Here is a 25671-nt window from a genome sequence, read left to right on the forward strand (position 1 = left end):
GGTCACTTGAAATTGTTCTTCCAGAGGCGCAGGGCGGCGAATACGGCCACGGGGGTGTCGAGCACACCTTCGGCCTGCTGCGATGCTGCCCTGGCAACCTCGGCTTGCTGGGTACGCATGAAGGGATTCGTGTCCAGCTCCAGCCGCAGCGTGGACGGCAGGGTGGGACGGCCTTCATCACGTAATTGCCGGGCCTGCCGATACCACTGTTGCAGCTTGCGGTTGGCGGGTTCCACCGCCATGGCCCAGCGCAAGTTGGCTAGAGTGTACTCGTGTGCGCAGCATACCTGTGTATCGGCCGGTAATGCAGCGAATTTTTGCAGAGATGCGTGCATTTGTTCAGGAGACCCTTCGAACAGCCGGCCGCAGCCCCCCGCAAACAGCGTGTCGCCGCAGAACAGCACGGGCTCCTGCCCGGCTGCCCGGCCATGGTAGGCGATGTGGCCGGCCGTATGGCCGGGTACATCGAGCACCGATAGATCCAGGTCAAGCTCCGGCAGGGCCACCCGGTCGCCCTCGGACAGGCGCACGTCGCAGTGCGGCAGGTTCTCGCGGGCGGGCCCGTACACGGTCGCAGGCGCATGCCGCAGCAGTTCCAGCACGCCTCCGACATGGTCGCCGTGATGATGGGTGAGTAGAATGGCGCGCAACTGCAGGCCACTTTGGGCCAGCATGTCCAGCACCGGGCCGGCTTCGCCGGGGTCGACCACTGCCGCCTGGCCGTCGCGCACAATGGCCCAGATATAGTTGTCGGAAAACGCCGGCAGCGGCATGACAGAGCCGCGGGGCGGGGGCATGGCTGGCTTCATTTCAGGAACTCACTTTGACCGAACAGACTCCGCCGATTGTAGAACTGGCCGAATGGTTCCAGACCCCGCCGGGCGAATACGTGCTGGCCTGGGAACGCGCGCAGTTCGACGCCATCGTGGCGGATGTGTTCGGATACTACGCCTGGCAGTCCGGGCTGGCGGATATCAATCTGCTGCAGGCCAACCGCATGCCCTTCAAGGGCTGGGTGGGCACCGAGATGCCCGCGCCCGAACAGGCCGCGCAATGGCAAGGCTGCGTGCTGGCCCGCCCCGACGCGCTGCCCTTCGAATCGCAGAGTGTCGACCTGCTGCTGCTGCCCCATGCGTTCGAATGCACCGACGCGCCGCACGATGTGCTGCGCGAGGCCGAGCGGGTGCTGGTGCCCGAAGGCCGGCTCGTGATCTCGGGTTTCAATCCATGGAGCCTGTGGGGAGCGCGCAACCGCATGCCGGGCATGGAGCCGTGGCTGCCGCACGCGCCGTCCGCTCAGGTATCCTTGCCGCGCCTGAAAGACTGGCTGAAGCTGTTGTCGTTCGATGTCGGGCCCGGCCGCTTCGGCTGCTACAGCCCGGCGTGCCGGACCGATAAATGGCTGCGACGCTGGAATTTCATGGAAGCCTACGGCCGGCGCTGGTGGGCCGTGGGCGGGGCGGTTTATGTCGTGTCTGCCGTCAAGCGCGTGGCCGGCATGCGGCTGATCGGGCCCGCCTGGAAGAAATCGCGGCGCAAGCGCGCCCGTGCGGCATCCGTGGCGGTCAACCGCCAGGCGGGGCCGGGCAAAACCTGAGGCATATGGGCGCTCGCGCGCCTTTCATGCCTGCTACACATTCATACGATGCAAACTGACAGCAATAACGACGGCCCGCAGGTCGAGATGTGGACAGACGGGGCCTGCAAGGGCAACCCCGGGCCGGGAGGCTGGGGCGTGCTGATGCGCGCCGGGGCCCACGAAAAAACCCTGCATGGCGGCGAGCCCAACACCACCAACAACCGCATGGAACTCCTGGCGGTAATCGAAGGCCTGCGCACGCTCAAGCGGCCGTGCAAGGTGCTGATACATACCGACTCGCAATACGTCATGAAGGGCATGACCGAATGGCTGGCCAACTGGAAGCGGCGCGGCTGGCTTACGGCAGACAAAAAACCGGTAAAGAACGCCGAGCTGTGGCAGGCGCTGGACGAGCAGGTCGGGCGCCACCAGGTCGCCTGGCGCTGGGTGCGGGGCCACGCTGGCGACCCGGGCAACGAGCGCGCGGACGCGCTGGCCAACCAGGGCGTGCTGACCGTGGCGCGGGGCCGGCGCTGACGCATACTGGGGATTACCCCAGTCGCAAGGCATCCTGCGTACCGGTAGTCCCGTAGTTGTGCCAGTATGTAAGAGCTGGTGCTACAGTGCCAGGCTCGCTTCTCACTGACGCGCCCGGACCGCACCGTGCCGGGCGGCTCCGATGCATTCCCGAATCGCATGAAAAAAGTAGTTCTGCTGACCGCGGCCGCGGCCGGGCTCGCCGCGGGCGCTGTCCTGGGATATCTGGCGCCCCGCTGGCTCGATGCCCCGGCCGACATCGCCGCGCCGGCGGCGCCCGCCGCCGCGTCGGCGCCGACGGCCATTCGCGTGGAAGTCGCACCCGTCCAGCAATTGACCTTCCCCCGGGGGATATCCGCGGTTGGCAGCCTGCGCTCGGATGAGTCGGTAATGCTGCGTCCGGAGGTGGCGGGCCGTATCGAGCATATAGATTTCCAGGAAGGCCAGCCGGTAGGGCAAGGCCAGGTGCTCGTGCGCCTGGACGATTCGGTGCCCCGCGCCGAACTCGACCAGGCCCGCGCCAACCTGGCGCTGGCGCAAAGCCATTATCGGCGCGCGGTCGATCTGCAGGGGCGCGGCTTTGTCAGCCAGCAGGCGCGCGACGAGGCGGCCAGCAACCTCAAGGTGCAGCAGGCGGCCGCCGCGCTGGCCCAGGCGCGCCTGGACAAAATGACCATACGCGCCCCGTTTGCCGGCATCGTGGGGTTGCGCAACATGTCGGTCGGCGACTACGTCGACCAGGGGCAAGACCTGGCACCGCTCGAAGCCATCGACCCGTTGAAAGTCGACTTCCGCATTCCGGAAATGTATTTCGGCAAGGTGCGCGTCGGCCAGGACATGACGGTGCGGCTGGATGCGCTGCCGGGCGAAGAGCGCGAAGGCCGCGTCTATGCGGTCAGCCCGTTGGTCGATGCCGGGGGGCGCTCGATCCTGATACGCGCCACGGTGCCCAATCCGGATTCGCGGCTGCGCCCCGGCATGTTTGCGCGCGTGCAGCTGCGGTTTGGCGCCGACCAGGTGCTGGCCGTGCCCGAGGCGGCGCTGGCGCCGTCCGGGCAGAACCAGTACGTGTTCAGTGTGCGCGACGGCAGGGCGCACCGCGCCGAGGTCACCCTGGGCGAACGCCGCGACGGCAAGGTCGAGATCCTGACCGGCGTTGCGGCCGGCGAACAGGTCGTGGTGGCCGGGTTCCAGCGCTTGACCGACGGCGCGCCCGTTGAGATCGTCAAGCCCGCCGCCGCGGGCGCCCCCGGGACGCCGCGCTCATGATCCTGTCCGAAGTCTGCATCAAGCGGCCGGTGTTCGCATCGGTGCTGTCGCTGATCATCGTGCTGATCGGCCTGATTTCGTATACGCGCCTGACCGTGCGCGAGTACCCGAACATCGACGAGCCGATTGTCTCGGTCAACACCACCTACAAGGGCGCGTCGCCAGAAGTGATCGAATCGCAGGTCACCAAGCCGCTCGAAGACCAGCTTGCGGGTATCGAGGGCGTCAATGTCATGACCTCGCGCAGCCGCACCGAACGCAGCCAGATCAATATCAAGTTCGACCTGTCGCGCGACCCGGACGCCGCCGCGGCCGAAGTGCGCGACAAGGTCTCGCGGGCCCGCCGCTACCTGCCCGACGAAATCGACGAACCCATCATCGGCAAGGTCGAGGCCGATTCGCTGCCCATCATCTACATCGCCGTCGAATCCGGGTCGCTTTCGGCGATCCAGACATCCGACTACATCAATCGCTACATCAAGACGCGGCTTTCCGTGCTGCCCGGCGCGGCCGAGGTGCGCGTGTATGGCGAGCGGCTGCCTTCCATGCGCATCTATGTCGATCGCGACAAGCTGGCGGCCTATAACCTTACCGTCCAGGATGTCGAGACTGCGCTGGCCAGCCAGAACGTAGAGATTCCGGCAGGCCGCATCGAATCGCGCGACCGGGAATTCTCGGTGGTTTCGTCCACCGACCTGCAGACGCCGCCGCAGTTCGCGGCCATTGTGGTGGCCAACGTCAAGGGTTACCCGGTCAGGCTGAGCGACGTGGCCAGGGTGGAGATCGGCGCGGCCGAAGACCGCATCCTGTCGCGCTTCAATGGCAGGCCCGCCATCAACATCGGCCTGACGCGGCAGTCCACCGCCAACCCGCTGGATCTGTCCAAGGCGGTGCGCGAAGAAATCGCCCAGCTCAACGAAACCCTGCCGCCCGGCATGAAACTGAACATCGCCTACGATTCGTCGGTGTTCATCGAGCAATCGATCCAGTCGGTGTTCCAGACCATAGGCGAGGCCATCGTCCTGGTCGTGCTGGTGATCTTCTTCTTCTTGCGCAACCTGCGCGCCAGCATCATTCCCATCGTCACGATCCCCGTGTCGCTGATCGGCGCGTGCGGGCTGATGTACCTGTTCGGCTTCTCGGTCAACACGCTGACACTGCTGGCCATGGTGCTGGCCATTGGCCTGGTGGTCGACGATGCCATTGTGGTGCTCGAGAACATCTTCCGCCATATCGAAGAGGGCATGTCACCCAGGCAGGCGGCTTTCCGCGGCTCCAAAGAAATCGGTTTTGCCGTGGTGGCCATGACGCTGACACTGGTAACCGTGTACGCGCCGCTGGCGTTCGCCACCGGGCGAACGGGGCGGCTGTTCATCGAGTTTGCGCTGACGCTGGCCGGGGCGGTGCTGGTATCGGGCTTCGTGGCCCTGACGCTCACCCCCATGATGTGCTCGGTATTGTTGCGCCACGAACCCCGCCACAATCGCTGGTACAACATGGTGGAGGGCTGGCTCGAAAGCCTGGCGCTGGGCTATCGCCGATCGCTGGCGCTGGCGTTGCGGCATCGGGCCGTCGTGGTGGGCGTGGGACTGGCCGTGGCGGCCGCCAGCGGCGTGCTGTTTTCCGTGGTCAAGAGCGAACTCGCGCCGGTCGAAGACCGTGGCGTGATATTCGGCCTGGTCTCGGCGCCCGAAGGCGCCACGCTGAACTACACGCTGGACAGCATGCTCGAACTCGAGCAGTTCTATGACCAGATTCCCGAAGGCGCGGCCCACCAGGTGTCGGTAGGGTTTCCCACCGTCAGTGACGGCACGGCCATTCTGCGCCTGAAGCCCTGGGACCAGCGCGACCGCAAGCAGCAAGACATCGCGCTCGAGCTGCAGCCCAAGTTCGCCGGGTTGCCGGGCGTCAGGGCGTTTCCCACCAATCCGCCATCGCTTGGCCAGTCGGCCCGTTCCAAGCCGGTGGAATTCGTGATCATGAGCCAGGCGTCATACGCCGAACTGGCCAAGCTCGTCGACGTTTTTACGGCCGAGCTGCGCAAGTATCCCGGCCTGGTCAACCTGGACACCGACCTGCGCCTGAACACGCCCGAACTGCGGGTACAGGTCGACCGAGACAAAATGGCCGACGTCGGCGCCGGGGTGGACGTGGTCGGCCGCACCCTGGAATCGATGCTGGGCGGCCGGCAGGTCACCCGCTACAAAGACCAGGGCGAACAATACGACGTGATCGTGCAGGTGCTGCCGCGCGACCGTGCCAATCCCACCGACATCTCGGGCATCTACGTGCGCACCCGCGAGGGCGGCATGGTGCAGCTGGACAACCTGCTGTCCGTGCACGAAAGCGTGTCGCCGCAGTCGCTCAACCACTTCAACCGGCTGCGCGCGGTCAAGGTCGAAGCCGCGGTCGCGCCGGGCTACGCCCTGGGCGAAGTGCTGGAACACATGCACGACGTGGCGCGACGCGTGCTGCCGCATACCGTCGTCACCGATCTGGACGGGCAGTCGCGCGAATTCCGCGATTCTTCGGGCAGCATCTACCTGGTATTCGCCATGGCGCTGGCCTTCATCTATCTGGTGATGGCGGCGCAGTTCGAAAGCTGGCGCAATCCGTTCATCATCATGCTGTCGGTGCCCCTGTCCATGACGGGCGCGCTGCTCGCGCTGTGGGCCAGCGGCGGAACGCTGTCCATCTATAGCCAGATCGGCCTGATCACGCTGGTGGGCCTGATCACCAAGCACGGCATCCTGATCGTGGAATTCGCCAACCAGTTGCGCGACGAGGGCCGCGAGCTGGTGGACGCCGTCACTGAAGCCAGCGTCCTGCGCTTGCGCCCCATACTGATGACCACGGGCGCCATGGTGCTGGGCACGCTGCCCCTGGCGGTTTCGCAAGGCGCCGGCGCGGAGTCGCGCCAGCAGATAGGCTGGGTGCTGGTCGGCGGGCTGATGCTGGGTACACTACTGACTTTGTACGTCGTGCCCGTGGCCTACTCGTTGGTGGCCGCAGCGCGCCGCAAGTCCGGCCAGGCAGGCCCGGCCGCTCATCCTCACAGCCACGGTACGCCCCCCGTAACCAAGTAGCCACAATGCGTCAGATCATTTTCGATACCGAAACCACCGGCCTGGATCCCGCCCAGGGGCACCGCATCATCGAGATCGGTTGCGTCGAGATCATCAACCGCACCGTTACCGGCAACACCCTGCACCTTTACCTGAACCCGGACCGCGACAGCGATCCGGAAGCCCTGGCGGTGCACGGCCTGACCACCGAATTCCTCGCCGACAAGCCCCGTTTCGCCGAGGTGGCCGACCAGTTCCTGGACTTCATCCGGGGCGCCGAGCTCATCGCGCACAACGCCTCGTTCGACGTGAAGTTCTTCAATGCCGAACTGGCCAGCATCGGGCGCGGCGAGCTTGCCGCACATTGCGGCCAGATCACCGATTCGCTGCTGCACGCCCGCAGCCTGTACCCTGGCAAGCGCAATTCGCTCGACGCCCTGTGCGACCGTTACGGCATCTCCAACGCGCACCGCACCCTGCACGGCGCCTTGCTCGACTCACAATTACTGGCCGAAGTCTGGCTGGCGATGACGCGCGGGCAGGATGCGCTGCTCATCGACGTGGACGACACCGCCCAGGCGGGCGGCGCGGGGCTGGCCCTTGGCGCTTTCGACGGATCGGTGCTTCCCGTGGTGTACGCCACCGACGCAGAGCTGGCCGAGCACGACGAATACCTGTCCGCCCTGGACAAGGCCGCCGGCGGCACCAGCGTGTGGCGCGCGCTGACCCAACCGCAGGCCGAAGCCGCATAAAGCGCCTGGCGAACGAAGCAGGGCCGCGTGTTTGCACAGCCTTTAAAGGCTGTGCTAGAATTTCGCCTCTTTGGGTGGTTAGCTCAGTGGTAGAGCACTGCCTTCACACGGCAGGGGTCACAAGTTCGAACCTTGTACCACCCACCAGGATTCCCAAAGCACCAAGGGCTTAGCCGTTATGGCTAGGCCCTTGGTGTTTTTGCGGCTTGCGTACCGACACCTCTTCGTTTCTTGATCTCCCGAACAACGGCAATGTCCCGCGAGTGATTCTTGCGTTGGCGGCGTTTCGTTGCGCGTACGCTCTGGCTTGGACGTGACTTAACCGGACAGGGGTGATGTGGATTGCCGTAGCAGTGCTGGGCTTGGCCGGCGTGCTGGCGTTGCTTGGGGTGTGTTCGCTGGCGCGCGCGTATCAGCGGCAGGCTGACGACGAACACTATTGAAATCGCCCGCGCCGGCACTTGCCGGCAGCTTAGCGTCTATTTGCAACAAAACAAAATTATTACAAATAAATAAAAATGTTTTGTATATCATAGATGCAAATTTGGATGGGGTGGGCGATGGCGATGCTGCCTATAAGAACAATCGCCTTGGCCCCGTGGAGAGTCAAATGCGCGTCAATCTGCCGGTTACCCAGCATAGCTACGAGTTCCCTCCTGACCAGACCTTGGTCTCGATTACCGATCTGAAGGGACGCATTACTTATTGCAATGCCAATTTCGCCGAGGTAAGCGGCTATTCGCGCGCTGAACTGATTGGGCAGCCGCATAACCTGGTGCGCCATCCCGACATGCCGGAAGAGACGTTCCGCGACATGTGGGCAACGATCCAATCGGGCGCGCCCTGGACGGCGCTGGTGAAGAACCGTCGCAAGAACGGCGACTACTACTGGGTGCGCGCCAATGCCACGCCGTTGCGCCGCGGCGAGCAGATCGTGGGGTATCTGTCGGTGCGTACGCACGCGCCGCAAGACGAGGTCGACGAAGCCGAGGCGCTGTACGCCGCGATGCGCGAGGAAGCCGCGCAGGGCCGGCGCGTACACGTGTTGCAGGGCGGCGTGCTGCGCGAACGCAGCCTGTCGGGCCGCCTGCGGCGCGTGTTTTCGCTGGGCCTGCGGGCGCAGATCGTGCTGGCCGCGGGGTTTGCCGCCGCCGCCACGCCGCTTGCCTACTTTGTGGCCAAGCCCTATGGCGCGCCCGCATGGGTGCCGCTGCTGGCCGGATTGCTGGGGGCGGCCCTGGCCGCGCATCACCTGGTGCGCGTCGTGGTCCGTCCGCTGCGCGACGTGATAGGCACCGCGAATATCCTGGCCGCGGGCGATCTTACCCAGCATGTCCGGGTCAATGGCAAAGACGAGCTGGGCCGGCTGCAATTGGCCCTGGCGCAGCTGGCGGTATCCGTGCGCACCGTGGTGCGCGATGTGCGCGAGGAAGTCGTCAATCTGCGCGGGGGCGCGCAAGAGATCGCCAGCGGCAACCATGACATGTCGGCACGCACCGAGGCGCAGGCGGCCAGCCTGCAAGCTACCGCGTCGGCCATGGATGAAATCAATCACGCCGCGCGGCAGACCAACAGCATGGCCGAATCCGGCGCGGACCTGGCGCGCGAGACGGTGGGCGCGGCGCAGCGCAGCCACGATGCGGTACAGAATGTGGTGGCGACGATGCACGAGATTTCTCAGGCATCGCAACGAATCGCCGACATCATCCAGGTCATTGAAGGCGTGGCGTTCCAGACCAATATCCTGGCGTTGAACGCCGCGGTCGAGGCCGCCCGCGCCGGCAGCCATGGCAAGGGGTTCGCCGTCGTGGCCAGCGAGGTGCGCGCGCTGGCGCAGCGCACCAGCCAGGCGGCCAAGGAAATCCGCGACCTGATCCACGAATCGGGCGAACGGGTGCAATTGGGCGAGCAGCGGGCCGGCGAGGCGAGCATGCGCATGGACGAGGCCATGGGCGCCATCGAGCGTGTCATGCACTCGCTGGAGCGCATCAACGATGCAAGCCAGGAGCAAGCCGCCGGTATCGGCCGGGTGAACACGTCGGTCACTCAGCTTGATGACATTACCCAGCAGAATGCCGCCATGGTCGAAGAATTGGCGGCGGCCGCCAGTTCACTGAACGAGCAGGCCAGCGTTGTGCATGACACGATACGCGTGTTCCGCCTCAGCGACCGGGACGTTTCGCTGGCCGAGGTCGATGCCGTGGAGTTGCGCAGGCAGAACCGCGCACTGGCGGACGCGCAGGCCGGGCAGGCTGCCGGCGAGTCGCCCAAACTCAAGCTGCTGGCTGCCTGAGCGGCGTTCGCCCCGCAGGCCGGTCGGGCCGGCACGACTAAGGGTGCAAGGTGCAACGCCTTGCGCTTTCGTCATTGCATGGGCGGGTCAAGGCAGCGCCGCCAGATTGCCCCCGGCGCCGTGCCGGTAGGCGCGCTGCGCATCCCGTATGAAACCGCGCACGGCGGTTTCATAGACCGCGCCGCTGCGCACCGATCCGGAGTGCGAAGCCCCGTCGATTTTCACCAGGCGCTTCAGGTCCGGCGGCACCTTCAGCGCGGCCTCGAAAAGTTCGTCGCTCATCGTGTGCGGCACCACGCGGTCGGCAGTGCCGTGCATCAGCAGCATCGGCGTCGTCAGCGTGGCAAGCTTCTCGACGGACGCAAATGGCTGGGTCACCAACAGGCTGGCGCCGGGCAGCTTGCCCCATTTCAGGGTGCCCAGCATGGCGGCGATGCTGGTGAAGCTGGACTCGACGATCAGCCCGGCGAAGGGTGGCATGTCGGGGCGGGCGGCCAGGCCGATGGCGATGGCGCCGCCCAGGCTGTGGCCGTACACGAAGCGCCGGGCCGGATCCGGCTGGCGGCGCGCCAGTTCCTGCAGGGCCGCCGCGGCGTCTTCGCTGGCGGTTTCTTCGGAAGGCAACAGGGGCGTGGATTTGCCAAACCCCCGGTAGTCGATGGCCAGCACCGAATAGCCCATGCGCGTCCAGCTTTCCATGCGGAAGGCGCTGCCGTTCAGGTTCCAGCGCGCGCCATGCAGATACAGCACCGTGGGTGCGTCGCCCTGCGGATGCTGCCAATACCATGCATGCACCTTGTCGCCGCCGGGCAAGGGCAGATCGAAGATCTGCGTGCCGGCGGGCGGCTCGCGCCACCAGCGCTGCTGTTCGGTTTCCGGCGAGAAGATGGCGTGTCGCTGCCAGGCGTCGAGCTGCGTGCAGCCAACCACGCTGGCGGTGGCGAGCAAGGCGGCTCCGAGCAGGCGGCGCAGGGATAGACGTGGCAGCAAGGGCATGAAGGATGTGACCGGCGACGGGCCGCCGGGTTCCCGCTGCCGATGCCGGCGGTTCAGGCCAGTGCCAGCAAGTCCTGCGCGACAGGGTACAGCGAAGCCACCAGCAGCAATGCCATGGAGATATTGAAGGCCCGGATGGCGCGAGGATGGTGCAGCAACCTTTGCAGCGCCGTGCCAAAGGCCGTCCAGACACCGATGCTGGGCAGGTTCACCACGCAGCATACCGCGGCGGCCAGCGCCAGGTTCCAGTAAAAGCCAGCCTGTGGAGTATAGGTGGCGATCACGCCCACCGCCATGACCCAGGCCTTGGGGTTGACCCACTGGAACAGGGCAGCCTGCAAGAAAGTAAAGGGCCGGCCGCGCTGGCTGCCGCCTTCCATGGGCCCCGAGCCCGCGATTTTCCATGCCAGGTACAGCAGATACAGCGCGCCTGCGTACTTCAGCACCGTATACAGCCACGGCAGCTGGCCGAACAGGGTGCCCAGCCCCAGGCCGACCAGCACCAGCATCAGCGTAAAGCCCAGGTTCACGCCCAGCATGTGGGGGATGGTGCGCCTGAAACCGAACGTCAGGCCCGAAGAAGCCAGCATGATGTTGTTCGGGCCGGGCGTGATGGAACTTACCAGGGCAAACATGGCCAGCGGGCCCAATACGGCCCAGGTTGACTCAGGCAGTAATGGCGTCATGACGCCCTCCGCACGATGGCGCGCCGCCCGCCGGCAATGATGAAGACCACGGCCAGCGCAAAAATGTAGGTCAGGGGGTCGACGCTTTCATTGAAGAACAGCGCGGCGGCCACCACCGTCATGAAAGGCTGCAGCAATTGCACCTGGCCTACCTTGGCGATGCCGCCCACCGCCAGGCCCCGGTACCAGGCGAAAAACCCCAGGAACATCGAGCCGAAGGTCAGGTATGCGAAGGAAGCGGCCACGGGCAGCGAAGGCCACGGCGCGCGGGCAGCCATCCACGCCACGGGTGCGGCGATCACGGGCGCACTGACGACCAGCGCCCAGCAGATGGTGCGGGCGCCACCCAGCGTGCGCGCGACGCGGCCGCCCTCGGCATAGCCCAGGCCGCCCAGCAACACAGCCACCAGCAGCCACAGATCGCCGGTCTGTAGACTGCCATGGCCTTGCCGCAACGCGTAGCCCATTACCAAAGCGGCGCCCCCCAGCGCCCATATCCAGAACTTGGCCGAAGGGCGTTCGCCGGTTCGCCACGCGGCAAAAGCCGCAGTAGCCAGCGGCAGCAAACCGTTGAAGACGGCGCCGTGAGCGGCCGGTACCGTTGCCATGGCCAGGGTAGAGGCCAGGGGCCATCCCACCACGATGCCCGCCGCGGCCAGCACAACGCCGGACCACTCATGGCCGCGCGGCAGGCGGCTGCGAGTAAGCCACAGCAGCAGGGCTGCCGGCACGGCCGCCAGCAAGGCCCGGCCCAGGCCGATCAAGGCTGGCGACAGCTCGGTGACGGCTACCCGAGTCATGGGCAGCGTCAGGGAAAAGACCAGCACGCCCAGCAGGCCGTAGCCATAGCCCTCCAGTGGTGCTGCAGGGGCGGACGGCGCAATAGCGGTAGGGCGCGACATAGAGAATGATACCGGGGAACAGGCTTGCGGGTTGAGAAGGTTTCTGCCACTCTACGCAAATTGGTCAGTACAGTACCGGTACACTTTTCCATATCAGCTTGAATACTGGCCTGGTAAAACCGCCATGACAGTCGCAACTTCCTCCGATGTGCCCGTGGGCTGGCGCCCCGTGCGCCAGGCCGACGCCACGCTGGTGACGCAGTTGGCCGACGACGTGGCGCGCCGCATCGATGATCAGGGTCTGCGGCCCGGCACCCGGCTGCCCTCCATCCGGAAAATGGCGCAGCAGGCCGGCGTAAGCCGTTTTACCGTGGTCGAGGCCTACGACCGCCTGGTGGCCCGCGGGCTGGTGCAGTCCCGCCGTGGCGCGGGTTTTTTTGTACGCGCGCGGCGCGGCCCGCTGGCGCCCGTGGCGGGCAGCGGCCCGGCCGGCAACACCGGGTTGGCGCCGCCGGCCCGTATCGACGTGGCGTGGTTGCTGCGCAGCATGTTCCGCGAGCCCTCGGCCCTGGCCATGCCGGGCGGGGCAGGGCTGCTGCCGGCAGACTGGCTCGATCCCGACATGGTCGCGGCTGCGGTACGCGCAGTGGGCCGCTCGGTGCGCGGACAACTGGTGTCTTATGGGTCGGAGCTGGGCTATGGCCCGCTGCGCCAGCAACTCGCGTCGCGGCTGCAGGCCGAGGGCGTGCCGGCGCACCCCGACCGCAACTTGCTCACCACCAACGGCGTCACACACGGGCTCGACCTGATCGCCCGCCACCTGGTGCGCCCGGGCGACGCAGTGCTGGTCGAAGACCCGGCGTGGTTTGTCATCTTCGGCCGGCTGGCCGCGTTTGGCGCCAGGCTGGTCGGCGTGCCGCGCGGGCCCGACGGTCCGGACCTGCAGCAGCTCGACCGCCTGGCCGCGCTGCACAAGCCGCGCCTGTTCATCGTCAATACGGCCGTGCACAACCCCACGGGCCACACGTTGTCGGCGGGCGCCGCGTACGACATCCTGCGCCTGGCCGAGCGGCATGATTTCCTGGTGGTGGAAGATGACACCTATGGCGAACTGCACCCCGGCGGGGCCACAAAGCTGGCCTCGCTCGACCGGCTGAACCGCGTGATACTGGCCGGGGGGTTTTCCAAGATGCTCGCCGCCAGTCTCAGGGTGGGTTACCTGGCGGCCAACGAAGAACTGGTGCGCAAGCTGGCCGACCTGAAAATGCTGGCCGGCCTGACCACGCCTGAACTTGGCGAGCGGGTGGTGCACCGGGTGCTGGTCGAAGGCCAGTACCGCCGGCACATCGAACGCGTGCGCGCGCGCGTCAACACGGCACGCCAGCGATGCCTGGCGGCGCTGGCCGGCCTGGGGGTGTCCGTGCGTCACGAGCCTCACGCAGGCATGTTCGTGTGGGCCGATTGCGGCCGCGACTCGGAAACCCTGGCGCGTGCTGCGGCCAGCCGGGGCTTGCTGCTGGCGCCAGGCAGCCTTTTTTCGCCCGCGCAGGCGCCCTCGACGATGATGCGGTTCTCGGTGGCCATGGTAGACACTCCGGGCATCTGGGATGCCCTGGCCGACGTCCTGGCCGAGCCGGGCAATTGATATGCCCGGCGCCGGCGGAAGACATATACTGTTCCTCTGTTCTAATAAGCTACATCACCAAGGAACCGCCATGGCCGACGTCCCGATCAAGCCACTGACCGACAAATTCGCTGTTGCGCCGCAGCTCACGCCCGAAGACATGGCGGGCGTCGCCGCCGCCGGATACAAAAGTGTAATCATCAACCGCCCCGATTACGAAGGCGGGCCCGACCAGCCTACGGCTGCCGACGTCGCACGCGCGGCGCGCGAGGCCGGGCTGCAGGTCGAATACCAGCCGGTCATCGGCAGCGCCATGACCGCCGACGATGTGGCGCGCTTTGCAGAACTGCTGCGCACGATGCCGGGCCCCGTGCTGGCGTATTGCCGCACCGGCACCCGATGCACTAACCTTTTCGTCGCGTCGCAACAGTTGTCTTGACGCTTCGCATTCTGCGGGTAGACCGCAATGCGGCCTGCCGGTAATTCCGGTAGCATGGGATTTCCAACCTAGCAGCCAGGAGCCCACAATATGTTCAAAAGAATCCTGATCCCCACCGACGGTTCTCCGCTATCGGCGCAGGCCGCCAATGCCGGCATCTGCTTTGCGCGCTCGGTAAACGCCGAGGTCGTCGCGCTGCACGTCACGCAACCTTTCGCCGCCACCATCGGGTTCGACGGCATGGCAGCCGCCTACGCCATCACCGATGAAGACTACGAAAAGGCCTCGGCCGAACAAGCCGAAAAATACCTGAAGCTGATCCTCGACCGTGCCGACACGGCCGGGGTCAAGGCCCAGTCGCGCGCCGTGTCCAACTTCAACGTGGCCGACGGCATCGTGCAGGCCGCTTCCGAAAACGGCTGCGACCTCATCTTCATCGGCAGCCATGGCCGCAGCGGCCTGTCGCGCCTGCTGCTGGGCAGCGTCACGGCCAAGGTGCTGTCGCTGGCCCACACCGCGGTGCTGGTGTACCGCGTCAAGGAAGACAAAGAAAAGAAATAAAGGCTCGCCGAGCCGTCCGGCGGCCAGTCGCATCTCTTCATGCGGCTGGCCGTTTTGTTTTTTGCCCATACCTGCGGCGCGCGCAGGGGGATCTGGTGTTTTGCGATCGGGCGCGCGTAATATCTGCACAGGGCGTCGCTGCGCCGGGCGTCCCGCCGATACCTACCATCAGGGGCCGCCATGACTCGCAAGACGCGTATCGATCATTACCGCAACATCGGTATCAGCGCGCATATCGATGCCGGCAAGACAACCACCACCGAGCGCATACTGTTCTATACCGGCATCACGCACAAGCTGGGCGAAGTCCATGACGGCGCGGCGACTATGGACTGGATGGAACAAGAGCAAGAGCGCGGCATCACGATTACCTCGGCCGCCACCACCGCGTTCTGGCGTGGCATGGCCGGCAATTACCCCGAACACCGCATCAACATCATCGATACGCCGGGCCACGTCGATTTCACCATCGAGGTCGAGCGTTCGATGCGTGTGCTCGACGGCGCCTGTATGGTGTACGACGCGGTGGGAGGCGTGCAGCCGCAGTCCGAAACGGTCTGGCGCCAGGCCAACAAGTATGGCGTGCCGCGGTTGGCGTTCGTGAACAAGATGGACAGAGTCGGGGCCGACTTCTTTCGCGTGCAGAAGCAGATCGCCGAACGTCTCAAGGGCGATGCGGTGCCCGTGCAGATACCCGTGGGCGCCGAAGATCATTTCCAGGGCGTGATCGACCTGGTCAAAATGAAGGCCATTATCTGGGACGACGCGACCCAGGGCGTAAAGTTCGAGTACCGCGACATCCCCGACGAACTCGCCGGCCAGGCCCGGCAATGGCACGACCATATGGTCGAAAAGGCGGCCGAGGCCGACGAGGCCCTGCTCGAAAAGTACTTGTCCGGCGAGCCGCTGTCCGAAGCCGATATCAAGCGCGGCCTGCGCATGCGCACCATCGCCAACGAGATCGTGCCCATGCTGTGCGGCAGCGCCTTCAAGAACAAGGGCGTGCAGGCCATGCTGGACGCCGTTATCGATTACCTTCCTTCGCCGGCCGACGTGCCGGCCATCCGGGGCCATGACGAACGCGATCGCGAGATCGAACGGCATCCGGCAGACGATGAACCCTTTTCGGCGTTGGCGTTCAAGATCATGACAGACCCCTTCGTGGGGCAACTGGTGTTCTTCCGCGTGTATTCCGGCGTCGTAAAGTCGGGCGATTCGGTCCTCAATCCGCTCAAGGGCAAGCGCGAGCGCCTGGGGCGGCTGCTGCAGATGCACGCCAACGAGCGGCGCGAGATCAGCGAAGTCTACGCGGGCGACATTGCGGCGGCGGTGGGCATCAAAGAAGTCACGACGGGCGATACGCTGACCGATGCGAACCGCGTCATCGTGCTCGAGCGCATGTCGTTCCCCGAGCCGGTTATTTCGCAGGCCGTCGAACCCAAGACCAAGGCCGACCAGGAAAAAATGAGCCTGGCCCTGAACCGGCTGGCGCAGGAAGATCCGTCGTTTCGCGTGCGCACGGACGAAGAATCCGGACAGACCATCATATCCGGCATGGGCGAATTGCACCTGGAGATCCTGGTCGACCGCATGAAACGCGAATTCCATGTCGAGGCCAGTGTGGGCAAGCCGCAGGTCGCGTACCGTGAAACCATCCGTCAAACCTGCGACGAGGTCGAAGGCAAGTTCATCAAGCAGTCGGGCGGCCGCGGCCAGTATGGCCACGTGGTGCTCAGGCTCGAGCCCCAGCCGCCGGGCCAGGGGTTCGCATTTGTCGACGCCATCAAGGGCGGGGTGGTGCCGCGTGAATTCATACCGGCCGTCGAGCGCGGGGTGCGCGAAAGCCTCAATGCGGGCGTGCTGGCCGGCTACCCGGTGGTCGACGTCAAGGTCACACTGGTTTTCGGCTCATATCACGATGTCGATTCCAACGAGAACGCCTTCCGCACGGCCGGCTCCATGGCTTTCAAGGAAGGCATGCGGCGGGCCCGGCCGGCCCTGCTCGAACCCATGATGCATGTCGAGGTCGAGACGCCCGAAGACTATACCGGCCATGTCATGGGCGACCTGTCTTCGCGTCGCGGCATGGTGCAGGGGATGGAAGATATCGCCGGAGGCGGCGGCAAGCTGGTGCGCGCCGAAGTGCCCCTGGCCGAGATGTTCGGCTATTCCACATCGCTGCGGTCGTTGACCCAGGGGCGCGCCACTTACACCATGGAATTCAAGCACTACGCCGAGGCGCCCGGCCAGGTGGCCGCGCAGGTCGTTGCCGCCCATGGCGGCGCGGCCCGTTAACAACCGGTTGCCAGCGCGGGCGGTGCGGCTGCGGGCACGCAGCTATCATGGGCTGACCTACAGCCGGAGAGCCACATGGATCAACTGATAGAGCTTGCTCAGCAGCCCGCCGCGTGGGCCGCCTTGGCTACCCTGATCGCCATGGAAGTCGTGCTGGGCATCGACAACCTCATCTTCATCTCCATCCTGACCAATAAATTGCCGCCCGAGCAGCAAGAGCGCGGCAGGCGCATCGGCATCGGCATGGCCCTGATCCTGCGCCTGGCGCTGCTGGGCACCGTCGCCATCATCGTCAAGCTGACGCAGCCTGTCATTACCTTGTTCGGGCAGGGCTTCTCGTGGCGCGACATCATTCTCATCGCGGGCGGGCTGTTCCTGGTCTGGAAGGCCACCAAAGAAATCCACCATCACGTCGACCGCGAGCCCGAAGGCGACATGTTCGAGGGCAAGCCCGCGACCCTCGGATTCGCCGCCGCCATCGGGCAGATCCTGATGCTGGACCTGGTGTTTTCCATCGACAGCATCATCACCGCCGTCGGCATGACCGAACACATACCCATCATGTTCATCGCCGTCATCGTGGCGGTCACGGTCATGCTGCTGGCCGCCGGCCCACTGGCGCGCTTCATCCAGCGCAATCCCACCGTGGTGATGCTCGCACTGGGCTTTCTGCTGATGATAGGGATGACACTCATCGCCGAAGGCTTCGGCGCCCACGTGCCCAAGGGGTACATCTACGCCGCCATGGCGTTTTCCGCCCTGGTCGAAGCCCTGAACATGCTCGCCCGCCGTGCCAAGAGAGGGCCGGCCGGAGACGGCGCCGGCGCATAGCGCCACGCCCGGGCGGGGCCGCGCCGAAACAAAGGGCGCCCGGCCCGGGCGCCCTTCTTTCAGCCGAGAAAGTCTTCGATGGCGGCGTTGAACGCCCGCGGATTGCCCAGGTTCATCCCATGTGAAGAGCCTTGTATCACTTCCCTGCGGGCCGTCGGCAGCCATTCCGTCAGCATATCCAGCACTGCAGGGTAGGGCGCCGGGCTCAGCGCGCCGCCGATCAGCAGCGTAGGCAGGCCCAGCCTTTCCACCTGCTCGCGCGACACCGGCGGCAAAGATTCGGACACCTGGCCACGCAGTGTCGATGCGTTGTCGCGCACCATGTCCTTGAACCACGGCACCATGCGGCGCCACGTGTCCGCGCCCGACACCGTGTCTACGAACAAGGCCAGCCCCGCATCCATCTCGCCCGATTCAATCAGCGCCAGGGCACGTTCCCGGAACCCGCTGCGTGCGCGTTCCTCGACTCCCGGCAAGGGCAGGCCGGGATCCGCCAGCGTCAGCGAGCGCACACTGCCCGTGCCCCGCAGCGCGGCTTCCAGGGCCACTCGCGCGCCGCGCGAATGGCCCACCAGGTGCGCCGCGCCTTCGCCCACCTGGTCGATGAAGGCGAGCAGATCGTCCACATGCTGGCGCAACGAAAATTCCGTGCCGTCCCACTGTTGGGGCCAATAGTGCCGCAAACTGAGCGCCAGCACCCGGAACGACCGCCCCAGCGGGCCCAGTTGCGACTTCCAGTACCGGCAGTCGCACAGCGAGCCGTGCACCAGCACCAGGGGAGTGCCTGCGCCATGCTCGGTGTAAGTCAGGGGGTAGCCGTTGATGATGGCCGTCTGCAACGGCAGCTGAGGTTCTGAACGCATAGGGGTATCGGGCCGGGTGTCCAGCGCGTGATTCTAGCGCCCCGCCCCGTTGCCGCTGCTAAACTCAGTGGCCTTGCCTCAGGGCGCCAAACTTTTCCTTCGGAACCTAGACACAGCATGTCTGTTGAATCCGTCGCTTCCTTGCCCGAATCTGCGCAGCGGGTTGCCCGGCTGTTGCAAGAGCTGGGCCACGACCATTCCATTGTCATCCTGCCGCAAACCGGCAAGACGTCCGCCGAAGCGGCCCAGGGCCTGGGCTGCCAGGTGGCGCAGATCGCCAAGTCCATCATTTTCCGGCGGCTGGCCGACAACGCGCCCGTGCTCGTCATCGCCAGCGGCGTGAACCGTGTAGACGAGACCAAGGTGGCCTCGCTGGTTGGCGAACTCGGCAAGGCCGACGCCCGCTACGTGCGCGAGATGACGGGCTATGCCATCGGCGGCGTCTGCCCCATCGGGCACACCGTCAAGCCCAACATGCTCATCGACCAGGACCTGTTCCAGTACGACACCCTGTGGGCCGCCGCGGGACATCCTCATGCGGTGTTTCCGCTCAGCCCGCAGCAGCTCGCCTCCATGACCGGCGCGCCGGTTGCCGATATCGCCTTGCGCGCATAGCGCACACCAGGAACATCTCCATGGACTGGACTTGGGTCTGGATACCCGCCACCGTAGCGGCCGCGGCCGCACAGGCGGGTCGCAACGCCGTGCAACGCAGCCTTACCGCAACACTGGGTACGCTGGGGGCGACCCAGGTGCGGTTCCTGTTCGGCTTCCCCTTCGCCTTGCTGTTCCTGGCCATCGTGATGCTGGTCGATGGCGGCCAGGCCCCGCAGGGCGGCTATGAATTCATGCTGTTCGTGCTGGGAGGCGCGCTGGCGCAGATCTCCGCAACCGCGCTGATGCTTGCCGCCATGCGCGAGCGGTCTTTCGTGGTCGTCACCGCCTGGACCAAGACCGAACCTATCCAGGTCGCCGTATTCGGTTTTGTGGTGCTGGGCGACCCCTTGTCCTGGCTCAGCATTGTCGCAATCATGGTGGCCACGTTCGGCGTCGTCCTGATGTCGGGCGATCCGGCGGTCGCAGCCGGCCGCGGCAGGTTGCGGCCGGCGTTGCTGGGGCTGGTCTCGGGCGCGTTCTTTGCTTTGTCCGCCATAGGCTTTCGCGGCGCCATTCTCGAACTCGACGGCGGCAGCTTCGTGCTCCAGGCCACCTGGACGCTGGCCTGGTCGCTGGGCGTGCAGACGCTGGTGCTGGTGTTGTGGATGCTGTTGTTCAACCGCGCCTTGCTCAAGGCCTGCATGGCCGCCTGGCGGGCTTCGATCTGGGGCGGCCTTCTGGGCGCCAGTGCATCGCAGGGCTGGTTCCTGGGTTTTGCGCTGACCGCGGCCAGCAACGTGCGCACCCTGGGGCTGGTAGAGGTTCTTTTCGCGCAGTTGCTGTCGCGGCGTCTGTTTTCGCATGCATCCAGCCGCCGCGAACTTGCCGGTATTGCATTGATCGTCCTGGGCGTGGGCTTATTGCTGGCCTGGTCCGGCTGACGCCCGGCCAATGAAAACGGCCCGCCTGGTGGCGGGCCGCACAGCCGCGACGGTCGCTTACTGCAGCAACTGCAGGCGATTCTTGGCCGTCTCGGCGGCGGGGGTGTTCGGGTAGTCGCGCACGATGCGTTCCAGCGACGCCTTGGCACCAGCGCGGTTATTCAGTTCGATCTGGCTGCCGGCAATTACCAGCAGGGCATCGGGGGCGCGGGCATCGTCAGGCGATTCCTGCACCAGCTGGTTCAGCTGTTCGATGGCGCCCTTGTAATCTTTCGCGGCATAACGGCTGCTGCCCAGGTAGAACTTGGCGCTGGGCGCCAGCTGGCTGGTGGGGTACAGGGCGATGAAGGCCGCCAGTGATTCCGCAGCGTCTTTGTACTGGGCCTTGCGAAACTGGTCGATGGCGCCATCGTACGCGGCTTGTTCGCGCGGGTCTGCCGCGCTGGCGCCCGGCGGGTTGTTTGCGCCGGCCTGGCCCGGCTGGGTGCTGGGTTGCTGGCGCGACACGAGCTCGAGCTGTTCGCGCAACTGGGTGATCTCTTGCTGCAAGGCTTGCAGTTGGTCGGCCAGTTGCAGTCGCGCGCGCTGATTCTGCTCGTTCTGCTGCTGCACTTGCTTGCGCAGATCGAGAATGGCGCGGCGGGCTTCGTCATCGGAAAAGGCGTGGGCAGAAGTGGCGGCGGCCAGGGCGGCCGTCAAAACCAGTGTACGCAGAGGCAGAACGTGAGCGCGCATAAAGATTCCCGGATTCTCAAAACAAAAACGTCGGAACGGCCGCTTGACCGTTCCGACGCGCTTCAGTGCCTGGATGCAGACGTGCTTAGCGCTGATATTCGATGTCGGCGCGGCGGTTTTCCGCAAAGTCGGCCTCGGTGTTGCCCGTGGCGCGGGGCTTTTCCTTGCCGAAGCTGATGGTTTCAATCTGCGCGTCGCTGACGCCCAGCAGGGTCATCATGCGGCGTACAGCGTCGGCACGGCGCTGGCCCAGGGCCAGATTGTATTCGGCGCCGCCGCGTTCGTCAGTGTTGCCCTGGATCTGGACGCGCTGTTGTTGATTCGACGCCAGGTAGCGGGCGTGCGTTTCCACCAGCCCACGATATTGCTCGGGCACCGTGTAGCTGTCGAAATCAAAGTACACCGAGCGTTGCTGCGCCAATACGCTCTGCGGGTTGAACGGATCCATGATCTGGCCGGATGCCGTACCTTGGCCGCTGGTGCCGGAGCCGGCCTGGCCGGCCTGGTCGTCGAGCGGTACAGAGCTGCAGGCCGCCAGGGCGGCTGCAAGGGCTGCAATAGTAAGGCTTTTGGCAATGCGCATTTTCATGATTGTTCCTTTGCAAAAAGGGTCATACGTGTTTAGCGGGTAAAAGGACCCCAGGTCGGTTCACGTATTTCGCCGTTCAGTACCGAGAGCGTCTGGCGCACGCGCCCGTCACTGGATACTCCTGCCAAAACACTGCGCCCGTTTTGAACTGCGGCGTACAGAATCTGCATTCCGTTGGGTGCGAAACTTGGAGATTGATCGTCGCGCCCGTCGGTCAACAAGGTTTCAGTGCCGGTGGCAAGCTGTAGTGAGGCGATGCGAAACGCGCCGTCGCGTCTGGAAACGTACAGCAGCGTGGAACCGTCGGGGGAAATTCGGGGTGAGATGTTGTAACTACCGTTAAAAGTAATCCGACGCGCATCGCCTCCATCGAGACTGGTTTGATAGATCTGCGGACCACCGCTGCGATCACTGGTAAAGATAATTGAACGGCCGTCGGGCGTAAAGGTCGGCTCGGTGTCGATGCCCGGAGAACGCGTCAGGCGGCGCGCATTCGAACTTCCATCGGCGCTGACGATGTAAATTTGCGACAGTCCGTCGCGGGTCAGGGCCACCGCAAGCTTGCTGCCGTCGGGCGACCAGGCCGGCGCGCTGTTGTTGCCCTTGAAGTTGGCAACGGGTATGCGCGCGCTGGTGGCCAGTGTGTGGACATACACCACCGGCTTGCCGGATTCGAAGCTCACGTACGCCAGCTTGCTGCCATCGGGCGACCACGAGGGCGAGATGACGGGCTCGCGCGAGCGCAAGGCCACCTGCGGGTTCTGTCCGTCGGCATCGGCAACCTGCAATTCATAGGTGTTGCCGCGCTTGAGCACGTAGGCGATGCGCGTCGAGAACACGCCCCGCACGCCGGTGATCTTTTCGTAGATCCGGTCGGCGATCTGGTGCGCGACGCGGCGCAGCTCGGCTTCGCTGCCGGAGAACGCCACACCGTCCAGCTGGCCCTTCTTGACCGTGTCGGCCAGGCGGTAGCGCACCTCGTAGCGGCCATCCGGGCCACGGGTGATGCTGCCATAAGCCAGGAAGTCGGCGCCCTTGGTGCGCCAGTCGTCGTAAGCCACCGGCGAATCTACGTTAAGGCCCGAGCCAGCCGCGCTGATCAGGCGGAACTGGCCGGTACGGGTAAGATCGGCGCGGATGACTTCGGCGATGGCGCGGCCGTGCACCTCATCTACGGCGAAGTCGGCAATGGCCACGGGGTATTGTGTGGCGCCGGTTCCGGAAATATCGACGCGCAGTTGCGCATGGGCCGGCTGCCACGCAAACACGGCCGCGGCTACCATCAGTACGGTGAACAGCGCGCCATACATGCGCGCAAGCCCTGGCGAAAGGGCGCGGCTAAAGGCGGGAGTCATGGTCAGCAATCTCCTGTCAGTCATACATTCGGTACACGACATCAATGACGGACTCGTAGCGGCCCGTCGAGGGTTTGGGGAACGGGTTGCAACGCCGGATGCCGGTTTCCACGGCACGGTCGAACCCTGTGTTGCCCGACGAAGAGGTGAGGTTCACACCCGTTACCCTGCCGTCTGAACTCAACTGTACCCGGTATTGCACGGTCGGGTTGGCCGAGCCGCTGCGCGGCGGGGTGGGGTAGGCTACCCCGGGCCGGATGCAGGCACGCACCTTGGCGCCGTAGCCGTCGTCGCGGCCGCCGCCTTGCTGGTTGCGGTCGGCGGTGCCGCCCGGGATGCCCGCGGCGCCCAAGGCGTCCTGGCGGAACGCTTCGCGAAGCGCCTTCTCGGCCGCGGCCTTCTTGGCGGCTTCTTCCTTGGCTTTCTTTTCGGCGGCCGCTTTCCGGGCGGCTTCTTCCTTGGCCTTTTTCTCGGCAGCCGCTTTCTCTGCGGCAGCCTTCTCGGCCGCCTTTTTCTCGGCGGCGGCCTTCTCGGCGGCAGCTTTCTCCGCGGCGGCTTTCTTTTCCGCAGCGGCTTTCTCGGCGGCCGCCTTTTCCGCAGCAGCCTTCTGGGCGGCGGCTTTCTCGGCGGCAGCTTTCTCGGCAGCGGCCTTTTCGGCAGCGGCTTTTTCAGCCGCCTTGCGTTCCTGTTCGAGCCTTTGCTTTTCTTTCAGTTCGGCCAGCCGACGTTCTTCTTCCAGGCGCGCCTTTTCCTTCGCGGCCTCGGCCTCGCGGCGGGCGCGTTCTTCTTCCTCGCGCTTCTTGCGTTCCTGTTCCAGCGCGATTTCAGGGTCGGGCTGCGGCGGCAACGGCTTTTCCACGGGGGGCGGCGCCGGGGCAGGCTCGGGCTGGGGTTCTGGCTGCGGCGCCGGGGGCTCCGGTTCCGGCTCGGGCTGCGGCTGCGGTTCCGGCGTGGGTTCGGGCTCGGGCTCGGGTTCGGGCTGCTCTTGCGGCGGGGGCGAGTCGGGGGTGTCGCCTTCGGCCCAGAGCTCGACCTGCACCGGGCCCGGGTTTTCCGACCGCCAGTTGACGCCGAAAATCAGGGCAACCAGCAGCAGGATATGCACCAGGATGGCCAGCCCCAGCGCCTTGCGGTTGTCTTGCGCGGCGGGCGTGATGGGGGCCTGGCCGTCGTGTTTGAAAAGAGGCGGGGTCATAGGCGTTGCAGTGGCGGCTGGCGGCGGTGCATCAACGCTTCTGCGGTTCCTGTGCGGCCGCGCCCTGGTCGACGAGCAGGCCCAGGCGCGTCACGCCGTTGCTGCGCAGGTCGTCCATGACCTTCACCACGGTTTCATAAGGCACTTTGCCATCGGCCGCGATCACCACCGGCGTTTCGGCGGTGATGCGCTGGCGCACCTGGTCCACCAGCTGGTCGCGGGGGATGTCTTGCGGCGTGGCGCCGGCCTCGCGCATGCGCAGCGCCAGTTGGCCGTCTTCGGAAATCTGCACTTCCAGCGGCGTGGCCGGCACTTCAGATGCCTGGCCCACCGACGGCAGGTTGATCAGGCCGGGGGTGATCAGGGGGGCGGTGACCATGAAGATCACCAGCAGCACCAGCATCACGTCGATATAGGGCACGACGTTGATATCGGCTTTCATGCGTCGGCCCGCGCGGCCGTACGACCGGACTGAAGGCATCAGCGTACCTGACGTTGGAGGATGTTCAGGAATTCATCGACAAAGCTGTCGAAACGGATCGACAGACGGTCGATGTCGTGGGTGTAGCGGTTGTACGCCACCACGGCGGGAATGGCCGCGAACAGGCCGATGGCCGTGGCGATCAGGGCTTCGGCAATGCCCGGCGCCACCGAGGCCAGTGTTGCCTGCTGCATGTTCGACAGGCCGATAAATGCGTGCATGATCCCCCACACCGTGCCCAGCAGGCCGATGTACGGGCTGACCGACCCGGCCGACGCCAGGAAGTTCAGGTGCGATTCGAGCGCGTCCATCTCGCGCTGGTATGCCGCCCGCATGGCGCGGCGCGGGCCATCGAGCAGCACGTTGACGTCGCCGTGCGCGTTGGCGCGGCGTGCTTTCAGAAACTCGGTCATGCCGGCGTCGAAGATCCGCGCCAGCGCGCCTTGCTCGTCGCGTCGGCTGGCCACGGCCTGCTGCAGCATCGACAGGTCGCCGCCCGACCAGAAATCATCTTCGAAGCGCCGTGTCTGGGCATGGGCGCGCTTGATCGCCAGCCGCTTGGCGAAAATATAGGTCCAGGACAATATGGAAATGCCCAGCAGCAACAGCATGATGAGCTGGACGGGAACGCTGGCGTGCGCAATCAGCGAAAGCAACGACATGTCGTTGGTGACTTGCATGGTTATTCCTGAAGGGATTCCAATTTGGTGCGAACGATGGCCGGCAAGGCCATTGGGCGCAAATTCACGGTGTCGACACAGCAGACTTGGATATTGCCGTGCGCGAGCAGTTCCCCGTCGCGTTCGGCGCGCTGCGCGAAGTGTATCGAAGCGCGGCCGATCCGTGTGACACGACTGCGTATCGTCAACAGATCGTCAAGCCGCGCGGGTTTCCGGTACGACATGTCCAGCGAATGGACGACGAACAACTGCCCCTCGCGTTTTGCCAAGTCGGATTGTTCCACTCCCAGCGTGCGCAGCCATTCGGTGCGCCCGCGCTCCATGAACTTGAGGTAGTTCGCGTAGAACACCACGCCGCCGGCGTCCGTGTCTTCGTAATAGACACGGACCTTCAGCACGGACTCTACAGGAAACGATTCGCTCACAATGGGTATGGCAGCCTTGCCGGTCGCCGGACGCGCAGGGC

General features: G+C 65.4%; 25 protein-coding genes and 1 tRNA gene. 14 read left to right on the forward strand and 12 right to left on the reverse strand.

Features of this window, described 5'->3' with window-relative positions; genetic code table 11:
* Positions 1–2 precede the first annotated feature (2 nt).
* Complete coding sequence (gloB, locus tag CAL18_RS01700; protein WP_432759127.1) at positions 3–797, reverse strand: hydroxyacylglutathione hydrolase; 795 nt, start codon at positions 795–797, stop codon at positions 3–5.
* A gap of 26 nt (positions 798–823) precedes the next feature.
* Here gloB and CAL18_RS01705 point away from each other — a divergent pair, with 26 nt between their 5' ends.
* The 7 genes from CAL18_RS01705 (at position 824) to CAL18_RS01735 (ending at position 9495) form a co-directional block, all read left to right on the forward strand.
* A complete protein-coding gene (locus tag CAL18_RS01705; RefSeq protein ID WP_026639309.1) occupies positions 824–1597 on the forward strand; it encodes a methyltransferase domain-containing protein in 774 nt (257 codons plus the stop codon).
* Between the two features lie 48 nt (positions 1598–1645).
* Entirely contained in the window at positions 1646–2116 is a 471-nt protein-coding gene (rnhA, locus tag CAL18_RS01710) for a ribonuclease HI (protein WP_026639308.1), read from the forward strand.
* A 159-nt stretch (positions 2117–2275) separates the two neighbouring features.
* A complete protein-coding gene (locus CAL18_RS01715) occupies positions 2276–3385 on the forward strand; it encodes an efflux RND transporter periplasmic adaptor subunit (RefSeq protein ID WP_094795865.1) in 1110 nt (369 codons plus the stop codon).
* Positions 3382–6471: an efflux RND transporter permease subunit gene (locus CAL18_RS01720; protein WP_026639306.1), complete on the forward strand. Its 3090-nt coding sequence runs from the start codon at positions 3382–3384 to the stop codon at positions 6469–6471. The genes CAL18_RS01715 and CAL18_RS01720 overlap by 4 nt, the downstream gene beginning before the upstream one ends.
* 5 nt (positions 6472–6476) lie before the next feature.
* Positions 6477–7202 carry a DNA polymerase III subunit epsilon gene (dnaQ, locus tag CAL18_RS01725; protein ID WP_026639305.1) on the forward strand — a complete coding sequence of 242 codons (726 nt, stop codon included), beginning with the start codon at positions 6477–6479 and terminating at the stop codon, positions 7200–7202.
* Between the two features lie 72 nt (positions 7203–7274).
* Positions 7275–7349 (forward strand) — tRNA-Val (locus tag CAL18_RS01730).
* Positions 7350–7812: 463 nt separating this feature from the next.
* On the forward strand, positions 7813–9495 hold the full coding sequence (locus CAL18_RS01735) for a methyl-accepting chemotaxis protein (protein ID WP_026639304.1): 1683 nt from the start codon (positions 7813–7815) through the stop codon (positions 9493–9495).
* A gap of 87 nt (positions 9496–9582) precedes the next feature.
* Here CAL18_RS01735 and CAL18_RS01740 read toward each other — a convergent pair whose 3' ends face one another.
* The 3 genes from CAL18_RS01740 to CAL18_RS01750 are packed head-to-tail and all read right to left on the reverse strand — an operon-like array spanning position 9583 to position 12079.
* A complete protein-coding gene (locus tag CAL18_RS01740; protein WP_026639303.1) occupies positions 9583–10491 on the reverse strand; it encodes an alpha/beta hydrolase in 909 nt (302 codons plus the stop codon).
* A gap of 53 nt (positions 10492–10544) precedes the next feature.
* Positions 10545–11177 (reverse strand): LysE family translocator, encoded by a 633-nt coding sequence (locus CAL18_RS01745; protein WP_026639302.1) that lies wholly within the window; start codon positions 11175–11177, stop codon positions 10545–10547.
* Positions 11174–12079 carry a DMT family transporter gene (locus CAL18_RS01750; protein WP_026639301.1) on the reverse strand — a complete coding sequence of 302 codons (906 nt, stop codon included), beginning with the start codon at positions 12077–12079 and terminating at the stop codon, positions 11174–11176. Before CAL18_RS01750 ends, CAL18_RS01745 begins: the two co-directional genes overlap by 4 nt.
* Positions 12080–12248: 169 nt before the next feature.
* On the opposite strand from CAL18_RS01750, the gene CAL18_RS01755 reads away from it, so the two are divergent.
* From CAL18_RS01755 to CAL18_RS01775, 5 genes are all read left to right on the forward strand, one after another.
* Complete coding sequence (locus CAL18_RS01755; RefSeq protein ID WP_026639300.1) at positions 12249–13664, forward strand: PLP-dependent aminotransferase family protein; 1416 nt, start codon at positions 12249–12251, stop codon at positions 13662–13664.
* A gap of 70 nt (positions 13665–13734) precedes the next feature.
* On the forward strand, positions 13735–14082 hold the full coding sequence (locus tag CAL18_RS01760; protein WP_026639299.1) for a TIGR01244 family sulfur transferase: 348 nt from the start codon (positions 13735–13737) through the stop codon (positions 14080–14082).
* A 90-nt stretch (positions 14083–14172) separates the two neighbouring features.
* A complete protein-coding gene (locus tag CAL18_RS01765) occupies positions 14173–14643 on the forward strand; it encodes a universal stress protein (protein WP_026639298.1) in 471 nt (156 codons plus the stop codon).
* Between the two features lie 180 nt (positions 14644–14823).
* Positions 14824–16938, forward strand: a complete 2115-nt coding sequence (gene fusA, locus CAL18_RS01770) for an elongation factor G (protein ID WP_094817218.1) — start codon at positions 14824–14826, stop codon at positions 16936–16938.
* Between the two features lie 75 nt (positions 16939–17013).
* Positions 17014–17769 carry a TerC family protein gene (locus CAL18_RS01775; RefSeq protein WP_026639296.1) on the forward strand — a complete coding sequence of 252 codons (756 nt, stop codon included), beginning with the start codon at positions 17014–17016 and terminating at the stop codon, positions 17767–17769.
* Between the two features lie 59 nt (positions 17770–17828).
* Here the strand turns inward: CAL18_RS01775 and CAL18_RS01780 are convergent, their stop codons facing one another.
* Positions 17829–18632 carry an alpha/beta fold hydrolase gene (locus CAL18_RS01780; RefSeq protein ID WP_026639295.1) on the reverse strand — a complete coding sequence of 268 codons (804 nt, stop codon included), beginning with the start codon at positions 18630–18632 and terminating at the stop codon, positions 17829–17831.
* Positions 18633–18749: 117 nt separating this feature from the next.
* On the opposite strand from CAL18_RS01780, the gene CAL18_RS01785 reads away from it, so the two are divergent.
* Together CAL18_RS01785 and CAL18_RS01790 are read left to right on the forward strand one after the other, a co-directional pair.
* A complete protein-coding gene (locus CAL18_RS01785; protein WP_026639294.1) occupies positions 18750–19247 on the forward strand; it encodes a YbaK/EbsC family protein in 498 nt (165 codons plus the stop codon).
* A gap of 20 nt (positions 19248–19267) precedes the next feature.
* Positions 19268–20170, forward strand: a complete 903-nt coding sequence (locus CAL18_RS01790) for a DMT family transporter (RefSeq protein ID WP_026639293.1) — start codon at positions 19268–19270, stop codon at positions 20168–20170.
* Between the two features lie 57 nt (positions 20171–20227).
* Here the strand turns inward: CAL18_RS01790 and ybgF are convergent, their stop codons facing one another.
* The 7 genes from ybgF to ybgC form a co-directional block, all read right to left on the reverse strand.
* Complete coding sequence (gene ybgF, locus CAL18_RS01795) at positions 20228–20905, reverse strand: tol-pal system protein YbgF (RefSeq protein WP_026639292.1); 678 nt, start codon at positions 20903–20905, stop codon at positions 20228–20230.
* Between the two features lie 85 nt (positions 20906–20990).
* Entirely contained in the window at positions 20991–21494 is a 504-nt protein-coding gene (gene pal / locus CAL18_RS01800; protein ID WP_026639291.1) for a peptidoglycan-associated lipoprotein Pal, read from the reverse strand.
* Positions 21495–21526: 32 nt separating this feature from the next.
* Positions 21527–22849 (reverse strand): Tol-Pal system beta propeller repeat protein TolB, encoded by a 1323-nt coding sequence (gene tolB, locus CAL18_RS01805; RefSeq protein ID WP_026639290.1) that lies wholly within the window; start codon positions 22847–22849, stop codon positions 21527–21529.
* A gap of 16 nt (positions 22850–22865) precedes the next feature.
* On the reverse strand, positions 22866–24044 hold the full coding sequence (gene tolA, locus CAL18_RS01810; RefSeq protein WP_094795889.1) for a cell envelope integrity protein TolA: 1179 nt from the start codon (positions 24042–24044) through the stop codon (positions 22866–22868).
* Between the two features lie 31 nt (positions 24045–24075).
* On the reverse strand, positions 24076–24525 hold the full coding sequence (gene tolR, locus CAL18_RS01815) for a protein TolR (RefSeq protein WP_026639288.1): 450 nt from the start codon (positions 24523–24525) through the stop codon (positions 24076–24078).
* The gene (tolQ, locus tag CAL18_RS01820) at positions 24525–25205 is read right to left on the reverse strand and encodes a protein TolQ (protein ID WP_026639287.1); all 681 of its coding nucleotides are present in this window, start codon (positions 25203–25205) and stop codon (positions 24525–24527) included. The genes tolR and tolQ overlap by 1 nt, the downstream gene beginning before the upstream one ends.
* Positions 25206–25207: 2 nt before the next feature.
* Complete coding sequence (gene ybgC / locus CAL18_RS01825; protein ID WP_026639286.1) at positions 25208–25630, reverse strand: tol-pal system-associated acyl-CoA thioesterase; 423 nt, start codon at positions 25628–25630, stop codon at positions 25208–25210.
* Positions 25631–25671 lie beyond the last annotated feature (41 nt).

The sequence above is a fragment of the Bordetella genomosp. 7 genome (genome assembly GCF_002261415.1).
GTDB lineage: Bacteria > Pseudomonadota > Gammaproteobacteria > Burkholderiales > Burkholderiaceae_B > Bordetella_A.